Here is a 17,948-nt window from a genome sequence, read left to right on the forward strand (position 1 = left end):
CATACTATTCCGTATCATGCCGGCATGAAACAATCTTTACTCCTTTCCTTCCTTTTCTTATGCTTTCTTTCTTCCCGTGCCGGGCGCATAACCGGCAGGGTGACCAATGAAAAAGGCGAGATCCTTCCTTACGCATCAGTTTTTATCAAAGGGTCCACCCAGGGCACAACCAGCAATAACCAGGGGATCTATTTCCTGGAGCTTGCCCCCGGCAACTATACAGTGGTATGCCAATACATTGGCTATGCGCGTATAGAGAAAACAGTTAGTGTAGGATCCGGCAACAGTACAGTTTCTGTCGATTTTACGCTGGCGGTGCAGCAGACCACCATGAATGAAGTGGTGGTGCGGGCCAATGCAGAGGACCCGGCATATGAGATCATCCGGAATGCCATCCGCAAGCGAAAAGACTACCTCGCTCCCCTCGATTCCTTTACCTGCGAGGCTTATATCAAAACACTGATGAAGACCCGCAAACTGCCGAAGAAAGTATTCGGGCAAAAAATAAAGGACGAAGACAAACAGGATATGGGCGTTGACTCAATTGGCAAGGGCGTGATCTTTCTCTCCGAATCCCTCACAAAGATCGCTTACAGGAAACCGGGAAAGTTAAAACTGGAAGTATTATCCGGTCGTGAAAGCGGCTCCGGGGGCTATGGTTTCAATTTCCCCACTTTCATTAATTTTTACAACAATAATGTAAACGTTCTGGCCAACCAGATCAATCCGCGGGGGTTTGTTTCCCCTATTGCCGACGCGGCTTTGAACTATTACAAATACCAGTACCTGGGGTCCTATTGGGAAGATGGAAAAGAAGTGAACCAGATCAAGGTGATCCCACGCAGGAACTATGAACCCTTGTTTGCAGGCACCATCAATATCACGGAAGGCGACTGGCGCATTCACAGCCTGGAACTTACCCTCACCAAACAATCGCAACTGGAAATACTGGACACCATGGTGATCCGCCAGATCCATGTGCCGGTAGCGAAAGATATCTGGCAGACCAAGGACCAGGTAGTGTATTTTACCTTCAACCAGTTCGGCATCGATGCCACTGGCACTTTCCTGAATGTTTACAACAAGTACGAACTAACGCCGGAGTTCAAGCGCAATTACTTCAATAATGTGATCGTCCGCTACGATACCAGCATCAATAAGAAATCAAAAAACTACTGGGATTCCATTCGCCCGGTTGCCCTGGAGCCGGAAGAAATTAAGGATTACAGGATCAAAGACAGCCTGCATGCGTATCGCAGTGATTCCGCCTGGTCCAAAGCCTATATCGACTCCATGCGTAGAAAACAGGGAAGGATTACCGTTATGAAAGTATTATGGACCGATGGGCTGCGCTTTTCAAACTTCAATAAGGAACGGCCCGCAGACATCACATGGAAGCCATTGCTGAAACAGGTCCAGTACAATACGGTTGAAGGCCTGGTGGTTGGCGCCAGCGCCACTTATCGCCGCTGGTGGCCCAAGGCAGGGAACACGATCTCTTTTACGCCCAATCTCCGTTACGGTTTCAGCAATTCACACCTGAACGCCTGGGGCACCCTGCAGTTTGCAAAACAAAAACTGGAAAGGGACGGAACAGGACTTACAGCCGAAAACAGTTCCTGGACAATCAATGGCGGCAAGCGGGTAAGCCAATTCAACCAGGCAAATCCTATCTGGCCTTTGTTCAACAGCCTGTATACGCTATTTGATCGCCGGAATTATATGAAGATTTATGAGAACTACTTCGGCGAGCTGGTGTACAACAAGCGTTTTGATAATGATCTGCGCATCACCGGTGGAGTATTATTTGAAGACCGTCTGCCACTGGACAACACAACCGACTTCTCTATATTCAAGGATAAAGACAAGATCTTCACTCCCAATTATCCTTTCGAGAAGTTGGGAAGCCAGTTCTTCCGTCATCAGGCCGTTATTGCACGCGTACAGCTGCAATACAGACCCGGACAGCAATTCATCGAATATCCAACGAGGAAGGTGGCCATCGGATCGAAATATCCTTTGCTTACACTGGCTTATCATAAGGGCATCGATAAAGTATTGGGCAGTGATGTGGATTTTGATAAATGGAAATTCTCCGTGTCCGATGATGTGAATTTCAAACTCCGCGGATCAATGAAATACCGCGTATCCATTGGCGGATTTATCAACGACAAGAAAGTGCCGATCCAGGATTACCAGCATTTCAATGGCAACCAGTTGCTTTTTGCCAGCGAATACCTGAACAGTTTTCAACTGGCTCCGTATTACCTCAACAGTACTACAGCATCATTTTATGCTGCTGCACATCTCGAACATCATTTCAATGGAATGCTCACCAATAAAATTCCATTATTCAAAAAACTGAACTGGCATCTTGTAGGCGGAGGCAATGCCTTCTTTGTGAACAAGGATAACAATTATGTGGAGGTATTTGCAGGGCTGGAGAATATTTTCAAAGTGCTGCGCGTGGATGTAGTGGGTTCATACCTGAACGGGAATAAAGGGCAGGTAGCATTGCGACTGGGATTAGGCGGACTGCTGGGCGGAGCTCTTCAATTCAAATAGTTTATTATTTGCAGGAGCCGGGAGCAGGATTAAACGGGATGATCCTGCTCCCAGGCTTCACTGCAAAGGGCCGGACTATTCATGGCTTTACAACATTTGAAGGATGCCTTCATTTTCGAGGATGATCATACCCTGCCGGTCTTCTGTGATTCCTTTCTGTAATGTATAAGTGTAGGTTGGTACTGTTCCGCGCATCACGGTTGACAGGAACACGAAACGGATACTATCATCACTGCGCATCAGTTCCTCTCCCACTTCAATGATATGTGTTGAGATAATGAAGAATGATTTTCGAAATGAAGCGAAAGCTGCTGTTACAGCCAGTGTGGCGTCATAAGCATCCTTCACATTCGTTCCCTTGAACAGCTCATCGAAGATCACGAAAAGCTTTTTTTCCGAAGCCACTTCCGCCGCTACCGTTTTCACACGAAGCACTTCCGCATAAAAATGGCTGTAACCTTTATTCAGGTCATCCGGCACATTCACGGATGAATACAATCCGTCCATCACCGTGAAGCGCATGGAGGAGCAGGCCAGGGGGAATCCCATATGCGCCAGGTATGCTGCAATACCCGCCGATTTCATCAGCGTTGATTTACCGGCCATATTCGCGCCGGTCAGGAACAGGGTATTACCCGCAGTATCGAAGCGGATATTATTGGGAACAGCCTGTTTCAACGAAGGGTGTCTCAAATCCTGAACATCGAGAACAGCCAGATCTCCTTCTTCGGCTACTGCAAAATTGAAATTATGCGCACGCGCCACATGCCCTACAGTAACCATCAGATCCAGCTCATAGGTTAGCTCCAGCAACTGTTGTAATGGTTCCCGAACTGTTTGCGAAAACAGGTGATGCAGTTTGGACACCTGCATCAGGCTCAGCCGATCTTTTCCATCAGGCATATCGCTCAATGAACTATGTCCGGTGATGCTAAGCAATGTATCAGCCCATTCCTTCCAGGGCGCTTTTTCTTTTTGCTTGAGTTGTTCCAGCTCTTGTAAAAGTTCCTTTGATTGCTGCAGGAACAGGATGCATTGTTGTACGCCAGCTTCAATGCGGCCATAGCTTTCGTCCTTTACGAGTGAAGCCATCACTTTCTTCCGCATGCTGGTCCAGAGATTGCTTACATAAGAACCGCCCCGGGCCTCATCCAGATAGGCTTCCAGCTTTTCCACCAGCTCACCGCTCACAGGCAATGAAACTGCGTTATCATAATAATACCGGAACGATTGACTCCTCGCATTGATGGAATCCGCATCGGTCATTGGATGGCGGAACATCCTGTCCAGCAGTTTCTCTGCTCCCCTTGTTTTCACTTTATTGAAGAGGCTGAAAACTGAATTGGGATTGAATTTGCCCAGCAGGGCCAGGTCTTCCAGTGTTTGAGTATCGGCTATGAAGTTCATGCTATCACCTCCGCTTTTTTCTTTGTAAGAATATCCAGGATCCCTTCGTTGCGGATGATCACCATCCCATGCCTGTCTGAAGTGATGCCCGATGCCAGCTTATGCGTATATACGGGCCTGTTACCTTCCATCAGTGTAGGCAGGTAAATGAAATTTATATTATTGCATTTCTCACGTAGCACAGCTCCTGCTTCGATGATATGCGTGCTCACCACGAACATGCAGTTCTTTCTCCTGGCAATGGCAGACGTGATAGCCACTGTGGCTTCATAGGCGTCCTTCACATTGGTGCCGCGGAAAAGTTCGTCGAAGATCACGAAGAGATATTTGTCTTTACTCAGTTCAGCCGCCACGGACTTGATGCGCAATACTTCCGCATAGAAATGGCTAGCGCCCTGCGCGAGATTATCAGGCAGGTTGATGGTGGTGAATATTCCATCACGTACAGAGAACTCCATGCGCGAAGCAGGAACAGGAAATCCCATATGCGCCAGGAACATGGCCACTCCCAGGGATTTCATGAAAGTGGATTTCCCGGCCATATTGGCGCCGGTGAGAAAAAGGATATTGCTTTGTGGCGTGATGGTGAGACTGTTCACTACCGGGTTTTGAAGGGCAGGATGATAGAAATCTTCCAGCACTAACATTTGCTCTTCTTTTTTCCTTGCCACAGGGAACGCGAATTTCTTTTCCACCGCAACGCGCGCAACAGCCATGTACACATCCAGCTGATAGATCTTCGCCAGCAATTTCAACAGGTTATTGCGTTGTTTGAAACGGAGCAGCTTGTCGAATTCAGCCAGTTTGTTAAAGGGCAGTTTTTGCGGAGCGGATTCCTGCAAGGCAGGTTCCAGTTCGGGCGACTGCACAATCAGCTGCATCTGTTGTAACTCTTCAGCATAGGGCGTTCCAGCCGCTTTCGGACTGATCTCCTTCAGCAGCTCATCCGTTTTACGGAGGATCTGCACCAGGGCCGCCACGCTTTTCTGGATCTCTTTCAGCTCAGTATCGGCCGAGATGAGCTGGTTGAATTTTCTGCCGAGCGTATTCCCGGTTTCGCTGAGCATGCTCCGGTTATCGGTTTGCTGAAGGTAATGTTCCGCTGCATCGAACCATTCGTTCTCGAATGGGAAAGGGATGGATGATGATGCAAAGAAACGGATGGTAGCGCTTCGCTGGTTGATGGCATCCGTATCAGCGAGCGGGCGGCGGAAAATTTCCTCCAGCAATTCCGCGCCCCCACGAGTGAAGGCGCGGTTATAAATATTGTAGATCGCGTTCGCTCCCCTCTTTCCGAATATATTCAGATCGTCGAGCGTTTGTTTATCGGTGATGAGGCTCATGCACTTCGTTTTAATTATTTCCTTTTTCTTCTGATCAGCAGGATGGTGCTGGCCACCAGTACAATACCGGGGATCACCCACATCAATGAATACTTGATCCTCTTGGCTCCATTCTTGGTGAGCCCGATCTCATTGTCTTTCGAAGGAGGCCTGCTCACATCTACAGGCACATTGCCATAAGACAACCAGTTGAACATTCCCGGGATCAGTGTGAAGTTGGAGGTCTGGAATCTTCTTGTTTGTGGACGCATGCCTCCGTTGCTGATGCAGTCTGCATCGCCGAGGATGATAATGCGTTGCTCTTTCGCTCCCACTTTTCTTGAAACAGCCATGCCAGTGATATGTTGTTTCACCACTTCACCCATTGCATTGTTCACGCGGGGTGAATCGTTCATGAAATCGATAGTCTCTTTTTCATTCCAGGTAGCGAAAGTATCGGGTACTGCATAGAGCTTGATGGAATCCGTACGAAGAATGGGTTCGATCTTGTATCCCCTATCGGCAGTCTGTACCAGGCTGGCTGCACCGGACATACCAACGAACAATCTTCTTTCATTGAGGAATTTGAAATGCTCATTAAGCGCGATGCCTTCAGTGGTTGGCCTGGTGAGTACGATATTGGCCAGCACTTCTTCCTTGGGTTGCACCAGCTGCCCCTGCATGGTACCTACACCAAATTGCGACAAGAGTGAATCCATCACAACATTACCAGGCTCGGTGGCAATGATCAGGTTGCCGCCTTTGGCGATATATTCATCCAGTTTGCGTTGCTGGGCGGCATCAAGACTGGTCTTGAGGTCGGCCAGTACGATCACATCCATTTCTTTGGGGATCTCATTGTTGCCGCTTAGGTCGAGGGTTTCCACATCACAGCCCTGGTTGGTGAGCGCATAGCGGAAGGTTTTGGCGGAAGCGAAGAGCGAATAATCCTTGATCTTGTCGCCGGTGATGATGCGCTCTCCATGTCCGCCGAGGAATCCGATCCTTGGCAGTTTCATCACCATGCGCTTGAATACTGAAGTCACTTCTGCTTCGCCGGGGAATTTAAGGAAGTCGTCATAAATACGGAGCCATGCTTTCTGACCATTCTCTCTTTCCACGAGGCGCACGAATGTGTTCCCTTCATCCGTGAGATCGATTGTCTTCTTCAGTTCTGCGGGCGGCATGAAGATATCCACATCGAGGTCGCGCATATCCGCCACGGCTTTGGCTTGTTCGGCCAGTGTCATTTTAGGGAAGCGGTTTTCAACCCAGGGATTGTTGCTTGGAGTATCATAGTAGTATACATACTTCATTTTTGTTTCCGGCTTGAAGCGGATATACTGTTTGAATCGTTCGAGGTCTTCGTTCACTTTACTGGGGATGGCGTGATAATACTCGCGGTCCAACAGGTTCACGTAGGTAGTGATGGTGAGTCCTCCTTCGAGTTTACTCATCACATCCTGGCTTTTCGGCGTAAGCGTATTTCGTTTGGTGGCAGTAGTATCATAGTAGCCCATCAGCACTGGTCTGGAAGTAATATACCCGAGCAATACCGTTGCCAGCACCACGCCGCAGTATTTGCCCCACACTACCGAGAAAGACGCATGTGTTCGGTTGGCCTGTAGTTTGAGGATGCTCAGCATCAGGAACATGCTCACTACAATGAAGAAGTAAAGCACATCTTCGCTATTGATGAGACCATTGATCATTTCTGTGGTGCGGCCTGAAATGCTCAGCCAGTACGTGAGATCGCGCACGAAAGCAATGTCCTGCCAAACCTTGTTCATATAGCTCAGTGTTGCCAGTACAACCAGGGTTCCAAGCGCTGCCACCACCTGGTAAGAAGTGAGTGAGCTCATGAAGAGGCCGATAGCCGAGTAAGCACACATCAGTAAATAGATGCCGAGCAATCCTGAGATGACATTGGGCAGGTCGAAATTCTCCACCGTTATTCCACTGATGATGGTGTAGATGAACAAGGGGATCATCAGTATGAGACTGAAACCCATCATGGCTTTGAATTTGCCGAGGATGATCTGCGTGCTGGTAACAGGTGAGGAATAAAGCAGTTTGATGGAGCCGCTGCTGAGCTCGCGGCTCATGAGACCCATGGTGAGCAGTGGCATGTAGAGGTAAAGGTATTCCTGCACCTTGTTGAGTAGTCCGAACTGACCGCCGAAAAGTCCGGCAGTGATGAATGAGTTACCGAAGCCGGTATCCTGCGCGCGTACTACACCCTGCAGCAGTTCAGCAAATGTCATTCCTGTCTGGAATGCAAATACGATCAGGATCATCCAGGCAATGGGTGAATAGAACAGGGTGAACAATTCTGCTTTCGCGATCTTTAAAATCCGTCTCATTTATTTCTTTTTATCAGTTTTCTAATTTGGATTTTTCTTCGACAGGCTGGCGAACACAGCATCGAGTGAACTTTTTTCGATCATCATTTCCATGAGGCCCCAGCCATTGTTCACGCTGGCAGCCGCGATTTTTTGCGCAGTACGTTTATCGCCATCATATCCCAGTCTGAATTTGTAAGAAGCCATTTGTTCTACAGACTTAACGCCATCGAGTTTCAGGAGCTCATCCTGCAGGGGTGGTATATCCAGGCTAAGGATAAGTGAATTGGGTTCGATGTAGTTGTCGAACATCTCGATGGTGCCGGCAAACACGATCTTGCCTTCTTCGATCATCTTGATATCCTGGCAGGTTGCCTGAACTTCCGTGAGGATATGCGTGGAAAGCAAAACGGACCTGTCCTGCGAGATTTCCTTGATAAGGTTACGCACTTCCAGGATCTGGTTGGGATCGAGGCCATTGGTAGGTTCATCCAATACCACAAATTTGGGATTGTGTACAATGGCCTGGGCGATGCCTACGCGTTGCTGGTAACCACCGGAGAGGTTGCGAAGCAGTCGGCCACGGAAATGCGCCACCCCGCATCTTTCTGCGGCAGCACCTACCATCTCTTTCACTTTGTGCTTATCGATCATGCGGAGATCGGCGCAGTAAGTGAGGTATTCTTCCACGGTAAAATCCAGGTGCAGCGGGAGTTTCTGGGGCATGAAGCCGATATTGCGCTTCGCCTCCACCGGTTTGTCTTTCAGGTTGATGCCATTGATGAACACATCTCCTTTGGTTTGCTTGAGCACACCACAGATGATGTTCATGGTGGTAGACTTCCCTGCACCATTGGATCCCAGCAGACCTACAACGCCTTTATCGCGGATCTCGAAATTTATATCCCTGATAGCCCACTGCGCGGTGTAGCGGTGACTCAGGTTTTCTACTTTAACAATGGGATTTTCCATTCATTCAACTTTAGTTTTTGGGAAAAAGATGCCTGGGTAAGCTTTCGCTTACAATTTTTTATTTAAAGCGGAGTGCCGCCAGTCGCTCGCCTCCCGGCGAGTGACTTTTATTTGTTCGCCTCCGGCGAACACTGTGTCGCCGGAGGCGACGGAACAGTAGTCACTCGCCGGGAGGCGAGCGACTGGCAGCACTCCGGCTCAATGTAACAGCCGGTGAATTGCAGTTAGTACGCAGCGTTGCCTATTGCACGCACATCGATACCATATTTTGTCTGAAAGTGATTCACGAGGATATCCCACTTCTCTTTGATCAGCGGATAAGTGAGATAAGAAGACATCTGTGCATCTGTACGCTGGGTCAGGTTAAAAATGAATGAGTTGATATCATTCGTTTTTGCGTTGGTCCAGGAATAGGCGCCGTTATGCCATTCAAAAGGAGCCTGCGTTACTGTATTGTAAGAGCTCGGCAGGAAACCCTTCTGACGGTAAGCCTCCACATTGGCAGGATTCAACGCGTTCAAAGGAGTTGTGGGCGCTGCCGCTGCATAGTTGCTCACATTGTAAAAGGCAGCAGGGATCTCAATGATATTATTGCCGAGGTAATAATTCCAGACTGCAGTAGTAATGGCATTCTTCTTTGTCAACTTCTGTGCGGGCGTCATTACAGCCAGTCCGGAGTTTGCGCCGGCAAATCCGATGGCTTTACCAGATACCTTGATGTCTGAATAGAGATATTCCATACCTGGCGGATAGCCGGTCCTGTATTGCCTGATACTATCGGCCAGGAATACCCGATAAGGGATGCCACCCTTCTTTTTGAATGCATCCGGCAGGAACTTCAGCCACACATCATCGAGGAAGTCGATCATCTGGCCTACATACTGCGGATGGGGAAGTACGGCTGTATCGATCCTGGAATTGCCCGTACTTGTGGCTTGTGTCCATTCGAAATCTTTCTGCGTGTATACATAAAGGAAATAGGAACCATAGGTATTGAAAAGCTGTTGGATCCTGTTGTTATCTGTTGTGGATGCATTGCCCTGGGGCAATACATAGTCTGGTTTTATTTCTACAGGCGGACCGATGGCTTTATCCTTTTTGCAGGAAGCGAAAAGCATGGCAGCAAGTGATCCGGCTATGAATATATTTTTCATTTCGAATAATGTTAAGCGTTAGTAAATCAATTACCTGGCCTTTCTCCCATTTGTGCGGAGGGGTTCTGTTCCAGCGCCGGATTACGGATCAGCAGGCTATTGGGGAAGGGCAACACGTACATAGGGTCCTTCTCTTTCAGTATGTAGGTCTGATCCGGTTGACCGGGCTCATGCCTGTATACATGGGAAATGGAAGGCATTCCGTAACGGCGGAGATCGAACCAGCGGAATAGTTCATAGCAGAATTCTTTTCTGCGTTCATCGCGGATAGCTTGCAGTAACAGTGACTTGTCTGTAATATTCTCATCCGCATAGTTGGGGATGCGGTACCTGCGCAATGCGTTGAGATCATTCATTGCTTCGGTAAGCTTATTGAGCTGCACATTCGCCTCCGCCTTGTTAAGGGTAGCTTCGGAGGTACGGATGCTCTGCCTGAGATCAACGCCTGTAGCAAGTTTGGTAACCAGTACATAATTGGCATTTTGGTTACTCAGACCAAATCCATATTTACGGCGTGCATCGTTCTCATCGAACATACCCAGCAAATGATTGGAAGGGATATAGGTGGATTGATCAGGCTGTGTGCTGCCACCGTACAACCACTCCACTTCCGGGTTGGTATAATTGTGCAGGTAAGCGGCAGTGAGCTGCGTCATATCCCAGAGGCGGCTTCCCTGTTCGAAGGCTTTATCGGCCTCAGCTACACTACCTTCCCAGTTTTCCATAAAGAGATATACACGTGAAAGCAGGATATGAATGGCCGGCTGATTGATATGATAATCTGTGCGAACAACAGGCAGCGGATCCATCAGGCGGGCCGCTTCTTTGAGATCCCGCACGATCACGTCGTATACTTCCTTCACTGTAGCCCGCTTCGAGTATTGCTCATCGATAGTGGAGTTAAGCTTCAGCGGAACAGCCAGTCCATTGGGGTTGGCATTGTATGGATCTCCGTAAAGGTTCACGAGCCGCCAGTAATAGAGCGCACGTACAGCCAATGCTTCCGCTTTTACCCGGTCGCGTTCCGCCTGTGTTCCGATGGCCTCATCGATATAATCTAGCACGGCATTACAACCTTTGATCCAGTTGTAGTAAGTAGCGTATCCGGTAGTACCAGGGTCCTGTGCTACAGGATCTCCCAATCCGTTGAAGTCAACAAATGATGGCTGCCAGGAAAAAGTTGGGTAATACATCCTGGCCGTGGAGCTTCCCACTGCCGATCCATTATCATAGGTGGAATTGAACTCCACATCATCATCCATGAAATACAGGAAGTCGGCAGGTTCCTGTGCAGGATAATAACCTGATCCCATGAGTAGTTCCCTGAAATCGACAGTTGTTTTCGGGATCACTTCGCTCTGCGATTTCTCTTCGAGGAATTTGGAACAACTTCCGAAAAGCGTTGCTCCCAGTATGGCAGTTATATAGAAAAGTTTCTTTTTCATTGTGATCGATCATTAATGTTTAGAGCGCCAGGTTAATTGACAATGATGCAGTCCTTCTAGCAGGCCAGCCTCCGGTTTCAGGATCGTATCCATTCCACTTATCATCGAATGATACCAGGAAGGGATTAGCCAGACTGAAGCCTACATTCAAACGTTTTGAATGGATCTTCTTCACCAGGGACTGTGGCAGATCATATGCCAATGAAATCTGGCGGCAACGGATAAAATCAACATCAGCTACACGCAGGTCAGAATTATTGTACATTTCATAAGCTGAAATATTCACGGGAACAGTTGTAGGCAGGTTCACATAAAGCCTGTTCGGATTACCTGCAGGAACAGAAGGGATATTTGTGAAAGCCTCGTCTCCCGGCTGTTTCCAGCGATCATTCAGTAATCTCGGTACATTCTGTTCAGGTGTTGGCGCCCCACTGTTGTTGTAGAAAACAGGTAAGCGCTTTTGCGCTCCGAATGCCATGGCAAACTGTGCACTGAATGAAAAGCTCTTCCAGCGAACAGAAGTATTGAAACCTCCGCTGAAGTCCGGCTCCAGCTTACCGCTTTTCACCAGGTAGTCCAGGTCGTTGGCAGTAAGCTTGATATCCATTTTATTGAATTCGGGTCTTCCGGTAGAAGGATTCAATCCTTTATATGAATAGGAATAGAAAGTGGAATACGATTGTCCGTTCACAATGGCCTGGCCAGTGAGAAAATCAGCCCTGGTATTGATACGCTGGTTTTCCTTGAGTGTATTCCTGGCCAATCCTGTGTTCACAGAGAACTGCCAGGTGAAATCTTTGGTACGCACAGGCACCACGTTCACGATGAGGTCATATCCCTTGTTCTCCATCTCAGAACCGAACACTGTGGCGGAGTTCATACCATTCTCAACAGGCACTTCCCTGGATGCAAGAACATTGCTGGTCTTTTTGTAATAATTGAGTGTGGCATTCAGCCTGCCGCTGAGGAAAGAGAAATCAAGACCGAAATTCCAGGATTTCGTTTTTTCCCATCCCAGTTCCAGGTAAGGAAGTGATTTGATGGAAAGCGTGTATTGTTTGAAGAGCGTACTCAAGCCACCATCCGTTGCGATGAGGTATGGACTTACAGCTTCCACAGTATTTCCCTGGTACCCATAAGATGCAGAAAGGTCGAAACTGTTGAGCCAGTGGAGGCTACTGAGGAAAGGTTCGTTACCGATCCTCCATTTACCACCGATAGACCAGGTAGGCTGGAAACGTTTGTTCTTGTCCTGACCAAAACGGTTACTGGCGTCCAGGCGTGCATTCACGTTGAAGATATAGCGCTGGTCAAAAGCATATACACCTGAAAAATATTCACTCAGGTAGTTGAGCTCGGTATTCACGATGGATGAATTCTGGCGCATGGCTTCATGAAGCGGCGTTGCAGTTCCGTTTCCATTGGACACCGGGGCTAAAGGAACGGGAGCGAACTGTTCTCCGCGGTAACGGAGGTAGCCATAACGGGTATTCGCACTTCCTTCCGTAATGGTAGACCTGGCTTCAGTTCCGAGCTGTGCAGTGACTGCGTGCTTATCATTGAACACCTTGTTGTACACAAGGCTGTTGCGCAATGTATAGCCCCTGTTGGTGCTCGACTGCAATTGCACCAGTCCTCCGAAAGGCAGTGCGCTGGCCAGCTCCTGTGGAGAGTTGCTCAACACAGAACCGAATTCGTACCCTCTGTGCTGCGTGATATAATAAGAAAGCTCAGTGGCATACGACTTCACATCTGTAGCTGCGATATTGTAAGAGAAGAGGCCCTGGTACTGCAGGTCTTTCGTGATCTTCAATCTTGCATCAACGGTAGATGATAATGATTTCGTATTGTTGTTATTATTTGTGTTGTTCAGCTCATTCTGGATATTGTAATTATAGAAGAATTTGCTTGGCAATGAATTACTGCTATTTCCTCTTTTGTAATGGTAGGCAAGTGTGCCATCATCATTGTACATGGGGATTGTTCGGGAAGTGTTGTAAGCGTACTCGAATGGATCTACTCCGTAAGCAAAACCGTCGGCTTCACGAACTGTTCCATTCAACAGGAGGTTGATGGTAAGTCTATCGTTGAAACGAGCGGTGGTATTGGATGTGGCGGAGAATGTCAGCAGGTCGTTACCGATGGCTTCGCCTTTTTGTTGTTGTACATTGAAGGCTGTTCTGTTGCTGAGTTTTTCGGTACCGCCTGAAAGGCTGATACTATGGTTCTGGCTGAAAGCATTACGGAAGAGAAGATCGAACCAGTCTGTATTCATCGATTCCATTTTCCTGTATTCTTTCTCGAGGGTAGCCTGATCGATCTCTTTGTTTTGGAGTTTTTGGATCAGACCTCCGTAACCGATTGGCAGTACTTCGTAAGTATAGCTGTCGCGGGCTTCATACACTTCTTTGGAGAACTGCATCAGTTCCTGTGAGTTCATGAGATCATACATGGAGTAACGTGGGCGTTGACCAACAGTGTAGCTGCCGGTGTAGTTCACGGCCATTTGTCCGGGCTTTGGCTTTTTGGTAGTGAGTACGATCACACCATTGGCGGCCTGTGAACCATAGATAGCAGTTGCCGAGGCATCTTTCAATACCGTGATCGATTCAATGTCGTTAGGGTTGAGCCAGGAAATGGCATTGGAAGCGATAAGCCTCAGCTCTCCCATATCACCGGCGAGAGAGCCGCTTCCATTGGGCATGGGGAGGGGATCGCGCTGGATCACACCATCCACCACCCAGAGCGGTTCCTGGTTACCGAGAATGGTGGAAGTGCCCCGCACCCTGATCTTTGGCGTGGAGCCTACTTGTCCGGAGGGTACAGTCACCAGCATACCGGGTACATGTCCCTGCAGCATCTGATCGATACTAACTTCACCCGCTACTTTGATCTTTTCCGGATCAACGGTGGTAACGGCGCCTACATATTTGTTTTTATCGATGGTCATGTAACCTGTGATCACCACATCATTCATTTTTGTTTCTCTCGACATCAATGTGATATCGATGATTACATTATTACCGGAGCTTACTTTGATAGAACCTTTGTTGAGCGCTGCGTTTGCAAGAACGGCAGTATATCCGTCATTTAGTTTACGGATGCTGATCTCCAGTGGTTCGTAGCCCAGCATGCTTACGATGAGTACAGCATTTTCAGGGAGTGAGCTGAGACTGAAGTCACCTTTGGAGCCAGTTACTTTACCAACCGTCTGGCCTTTCAGGGAAATAGAAGCACCAACAAGCGGTTCTCCATCTGAATTGCGTACCACACCTGAAACTTTTGCAGGAGGAATGAAAGCCGCTGCGATCACCGGATCAATGGTTACCGGGCTTGTTGTTTTACGGCTTAGTACGATGGTCTTTTCCTTGATCACATACGTGAGGTTCAGGTCGTTTGTGATGGAATCCAGCAGTGTGCGCAGTGGCATGTCGCGTACAGAAAGCGTGAAACCGTGAGCATCTTTGAATGCAATGGCATTGCTGAAGATCACGTAGCCCGTCTGCTGTTTGATAGTGGAAAAGAGTTTTTTCAGGGGGATGTTCTTCCCTGATACGGTCACGGTTTGGGCGAGACCTGAAGCGTTGGCCTGTAAGATGGCCGCAGTCAGTAACAAAGTAGTCAATCTCATAACCAGCATGGTTTTTGTGCGCCGCCGGATTTCTTTGAACCTGTCCGGTAGCCAATAGCAGTTTTTTTGCATAAATTGCAAAGTGGTTTGGTTGTTAGTAAATGTGAATGCAAAGCCATTTATGACCGACTGAAATCATTTGCCGTCACGGATGCACCCGTGGCGGTTTTTTATTCAATCGGGTGATGAACTATTCGAATATGGGTAAGGTTTTTATTTATTGAGCACCACCAGTCTCCTGCCTTCTTCCAGGCGGAAAGAAACTTCTGCACGTTGCAGGAAATCGAGAACATCTTTGAGCGGGAAATTCCTGCCGATCTCTCCCACAAAATCAATATCAGGTATACTATTCTCGTATACAACTTCTATATCGTACCAGCGTTCGAGCTGTCTCATCACTTCACCTAAATCGGCATTCTCGAAATTGAAGTAACCATTTTTCCAGGCGGTGACTTTTTCGATATCCACTTCATCTGATAAGGTAACTGCGTTCCTGCGCTGGTTTTGTTTTTGAGCGGCTGTTACATTTATTACCTGCGCTTCTTGTCCTGGTTTTAAGATCAGTTCGTTCAAACGCCCGTCTGTACGGGGTTCTGCCTCGAGAGCCGCTACGCGCACACTTCCATTGATGAGTGTTGTGCGGATCAGTTTTTCATTATCGTAGGCATTCACGTTGAATTCTGTTCCGAGCACTTCAACGTCTGCGAGATTGTTCACATTTACAAAAAATGGTCTGCGCATATCTTTTGCCACTTCAAAATATGCTTCGCCTGCTATGTATACTTTGCGTTCGTGGCCGGCAAATTCAACAGGGTAGCGGATAGAGCTGTTGGCATTGAGCCAGACTTTTGTGCCGTCGGGAAGGATTAGCTGGAATTGCCTTCCCTTGGGCGTGGTCATAGTATTGAAAGATGTCTTGCCGGTTCCTTCATCATTGGTACCATAAAGAAGTTTCCCGTTTTCCAATACCACTGCTGTTCCGCTTTCGGTGGCGATGAGGCCATTGCCCGCGCTGTCGAGTATTACCTGTCTGCCGTCTGCCAGTGTGAGCACTGCCCCAGTAGTTCCAGGCAGGATCTCGGTTTTGGCCAGTGCGGGCTTAGCCTGTGAAGGCTGGTCTTTGCTGCCGGTGATCCAGAAATAACTGACAGCTCCTACTAATATTACGGCAGCCGCTGCATAGCGTATCCAGCCTCGTTTCCGTAGAGGAACAACCAATGCTTCTTCCTCCTGATGCCTGATAGCATTGATCTTTGCGAAGATGGCGTCTTCTGTTGACGCTTCTGTTTCCGGAATGAAAAGCAGCAGCTGTTCACGCAGTTTTTCTTCATCATCCAGCTGCGCAAAGAAATGGCGACGTTGCGCGGAAACAGACAGCCATTGCCGGAGCTGTTCCTGTTCTGCATCGGATAAAGTTCCCTGAAGATGCTTTAGTAATATGTCTGCTATCTGCTCAACAGTTGTCATACTATTATATTCTACAACCGGATGATCAAAAACAACCATCCGATCATTACATTTTTTTGATTTTTTTTCAGGATAAGAGTCCGGTGCCTTCTGTAAGCATGACCAGCAGGATAATGGCCAGGGGATCTTGTCGGAGCGCCTGCTGCAGAAGCCTGACAGCGCTTACGCGCTGGTTGGTGACTGTCTGGACACGGAGTTGTAGTTTTGCTGCGATCTCCGCTGGTTTAAGTCCTTCACGATAGGATAAGAGGAATATTTCGCGCATGCGAGGCGGAAGTTTGTCCACTTCGGCGTAAATGCGGTGCAGGAGCTCGGACTGTACACGCTCCAGGTAGAAGTCTTCAGTGTTTTGTTCATTCAAGAGCTGAAGCAGTTCTTCTTTTTTGTCCTCCTTCATGTTCTGGTGCTTGAGGAGGTTGAAGCATTTATTGCGTACGGTGACGTGGAGGAAGGCGGCGATGCCGTCTAAATTATGGAAATCAGAACGCCTGTTCCAGAGCTGGACAAAGGTTTCGGCAGTGAGGTCCTGTGCATCGGCTGGTTGGGTTAGGTATTTGCTGGCGAAGAGGTAAACCCGCTTGTACAGGCGCTTGTACACTTCCGCGAAAGCTTGTTCATTGCCGGCGCGGAAGGTTGCGATCAGTTCATTTTCCTGGTATGATGAGTAGCTGGTTTCCAAAGTTTGGTGGGAACAAATGTAAAAAGATAAAAATGAAATGGTCTGAAAAGAGGAGTAAATTAGTCAATGGGGAGGGGAATTTTGGGAAAAAGGAAGCCTGCATACGCTTCTTGTTGTATTTCTCATACAAGTGAATGATTGCTGCAATGCAGTGCGTAATTGTAATTGATAGTACAATGGATGTATGTGTTACGGAAACGGCGGTTGAGGCAAGATGAGTATCCGGGAATAAATGAATGGGAGACTGAAGGAGTTACGAGAGTTCGCAAAGATTGGTCTGCAATTTTTGATACCGTCTCCAGTTGATTTCTTACATGGAAGGATAGGGCCAAAATCCTAATGGAGTGGGCTACAAAGAGGATATGCTGTAAATTTAAGCTCTGCGATATACAGGTTAACGGAAAGCAGGTATAGCATACCGTTAAGTTTGATATCAAATTCTCCAGCATTCTTTTGATGAGAGTTCCACTGCTAGAATAGTCTTTCCAACACACCTTTCCGTTTAACAATATTCTTATAGTCCCATTGGATGTCTCGGGCTTTTTGAAGCCATCGGTGAAGGTCATCTGTGTTGATCTGTTTTACATCAGTATAGCGAGCCTCCGCAGCCTTGAAGCTTCCTTCCGGTTGTAATCCTTCTTCTTCAAAGGACTGCCCGCTCCAGAACAGGAGGCGTATGCAATTTTTTAATTTGCTGTAGCCGACGATCGGATTTCCATCGAGAAACCAAACCGGATGACGGTGCCATATTTTGCTTTCAGCATCTTGCATTTGCTGGAGGATTTCTTTCGAAAGTTTTTGGCAGATCTTTTTGTCAGTGGCTGTTTGATTGTTGTTGTAGGCGAGTATGTCTTCTTGCATGGAGAAGATAGTTTTGGTGAACAGGTAAATAAAGATAGATAATTATTGCACTGTATTGTGAATGTGCTATTAGTATTCACAACAGCTGTCAACAGCTCCAAAC

11 protein-coding genes are annotated in these 17,948 nt (G+C 47.8%); 1 reads left to right on the top strand and 10 read right to left on the bottom strand.

What is annotated here, in order from left to right; genetic code table 11:
• The first annotated feature begins 24 nt into the window (after window positions 1-24).
• The gene (locus D9Y29_RS17770) at window positions 25-2,565 is read left to right on the top strand and encodes a DUF5686 and carboxypeptidase regulatory-like domain-containing protein (RefSeq protein WP_127130680.1); all 2,541 of its coding nucleotides are present in this window, start codon (window positions 25-27) and stop codon (window positions 2,563-2,565) included.
• An 87-nt stretch (window positions 2,566-2,652) separates the two neighbouring features.
• On the opposite strand, the gene D9Y29_RS17775 is transcribed toward D9Y29_RS17770, so the two are convergent.
• From D9Y29_RS17775 to D9Y29_RS17820, 10 genes are all read right to left on the bottom strand, one after another.
• Window positions 2,653-3,972, bottom strand: coding sequence for a MutS-related protein (locus D9Y29_RS17775; protein ID WP_127130682.1), 1,320 nt, complete (start codon window positions 3,970-3,972; stop codon window positions 2,653-2,655).
• The gene (locus D9Y29_RS17780) at window positions 3,969-5,315 is read right to left on the bottom strand and encodes a MutS-related protein (RefSeq protein WP_127130684.1); all 1,347 of its coding nucleotides are present in this window, start codon (window positions 5,313-5,315) and stop codon (window positions 3,969-3,971) included. The genes D9Y29_RS17775 and D9Y29_RS17780 overlap by 4 nt, the downstream gene beginning before the upstream one ends.
• Before the next feature lie 14 nt (window positions 5,316-5,329).
• Window positions 5,330-7,657: a Gldg family protein gene (locus D9Y29_RS17785; RefSeq protein ID WP_127130686.1), complete on the bottom strand. Its 2,328-nt coding sequence runs from the start codon at window positions 7,655-7,657 to the stop codon at window positions 5,330-5,332.
• Between the two features lie 21 nt (window positions 7,658-7,678).
• Window positions 7,679-8,608: an ABC transporter ATP-binding protein gene (locus D9Y29_RS17790; protein ID WP_127130688.1), complete on the bottom strand. Its 930-nt coding sequence runs from the start codon at window positions 8,606-8,608 to the stop codon at window positions 7,679-7,681.
• A 224-nt stretch (window positions 8,609-8,832) separates the two neighbouring features.
• Window positions 8,833-9,762, bottom strand: coding sequence for a hypothetical protein (locus tag D9Y29_RS17795; RefSeq protein WP_127130690.1), 930 nt, complete (start codon window positions 9,760-9,762; stop codon window positions 8,833-8,835).
• A gap of 26 nt (window positions 9,763-9,788) precedes the next feature.
• On the bottom strand, window positions 9,789-11,207 hold the full coding sequence (locus tag D9Y29_RS17800; RefSeq protein WP_127130692.1) for a RagB/SusD family nutrient uptake outer membrane protein: 1,419 nt from the start codon (window positions 11,205-11,207) through the stop codon (window positions 9,789-9,791).
• A 19-nt stretch (window positions 11,208-11,226) separates the two neighbouring features.
• On the bottom strand, window positions 11,227-14,838 hold the full coding sequence (locus D9Y29_RS17805) for a SusC/RagA family TonB-linked outer membrane protein (protein ID WP_127130694.1): 3,612 nt from the start codon (window positions 14,836-14,838) through the stop codon (window positions 11,227-11,229).
• A 213-nt stretch (window positions 14,839-15,051) separates the two neighbouring features.
• Complete coding sequence (locus tag D9Y29_RS17810; RefSeq protein WP_164735460.1) at window positions 15,052-16,305, bottom strand: FecR domain-containing protein; 1,254 nt, start codon at window positions 16,303-16,305, stop codon at window positions 15,052-15,054.
• A 67-nt stretch (window positions 16,306-16,372) separates the two neighbouring features.
• Entirely contained in the window at window positions 16,373-16,984 is a 612-nt protein-coding gene (locus D9Y29_RS17815) for an RNA polymerase sigma-70 factor (RefSeq protein ID WP_164735461.1), read from the bottom strand.
• A gap of 471 nt (window positions 16,985-17,455) precedes the next feature.
• Window positions 17,456-17,845 carry a DUF1801 domain-containing protein gene (locus D9Y29_RS17820; protein WP_127130700.1) on the bottom strand — a complete coding sequence of 130 codons (390 nt, stop codon included), beginning with the start codon at window positions 17,843-17,845 and terminating at the stop codon, window positions 17,456-17,458.
• Window positions 17,846-17,948: the final 103 nt, after the last annotated feature.

This window comes from Pseudoflavitalea rhizosphaerae, assembly GCF_003991355.1.
Lineage (GTDB): Bacteria > Bacteroidota > Bacteroidia > Chitinophagales > Chitinophagaceae > Pseudobacter > Pseudobacter rhizosphaerae.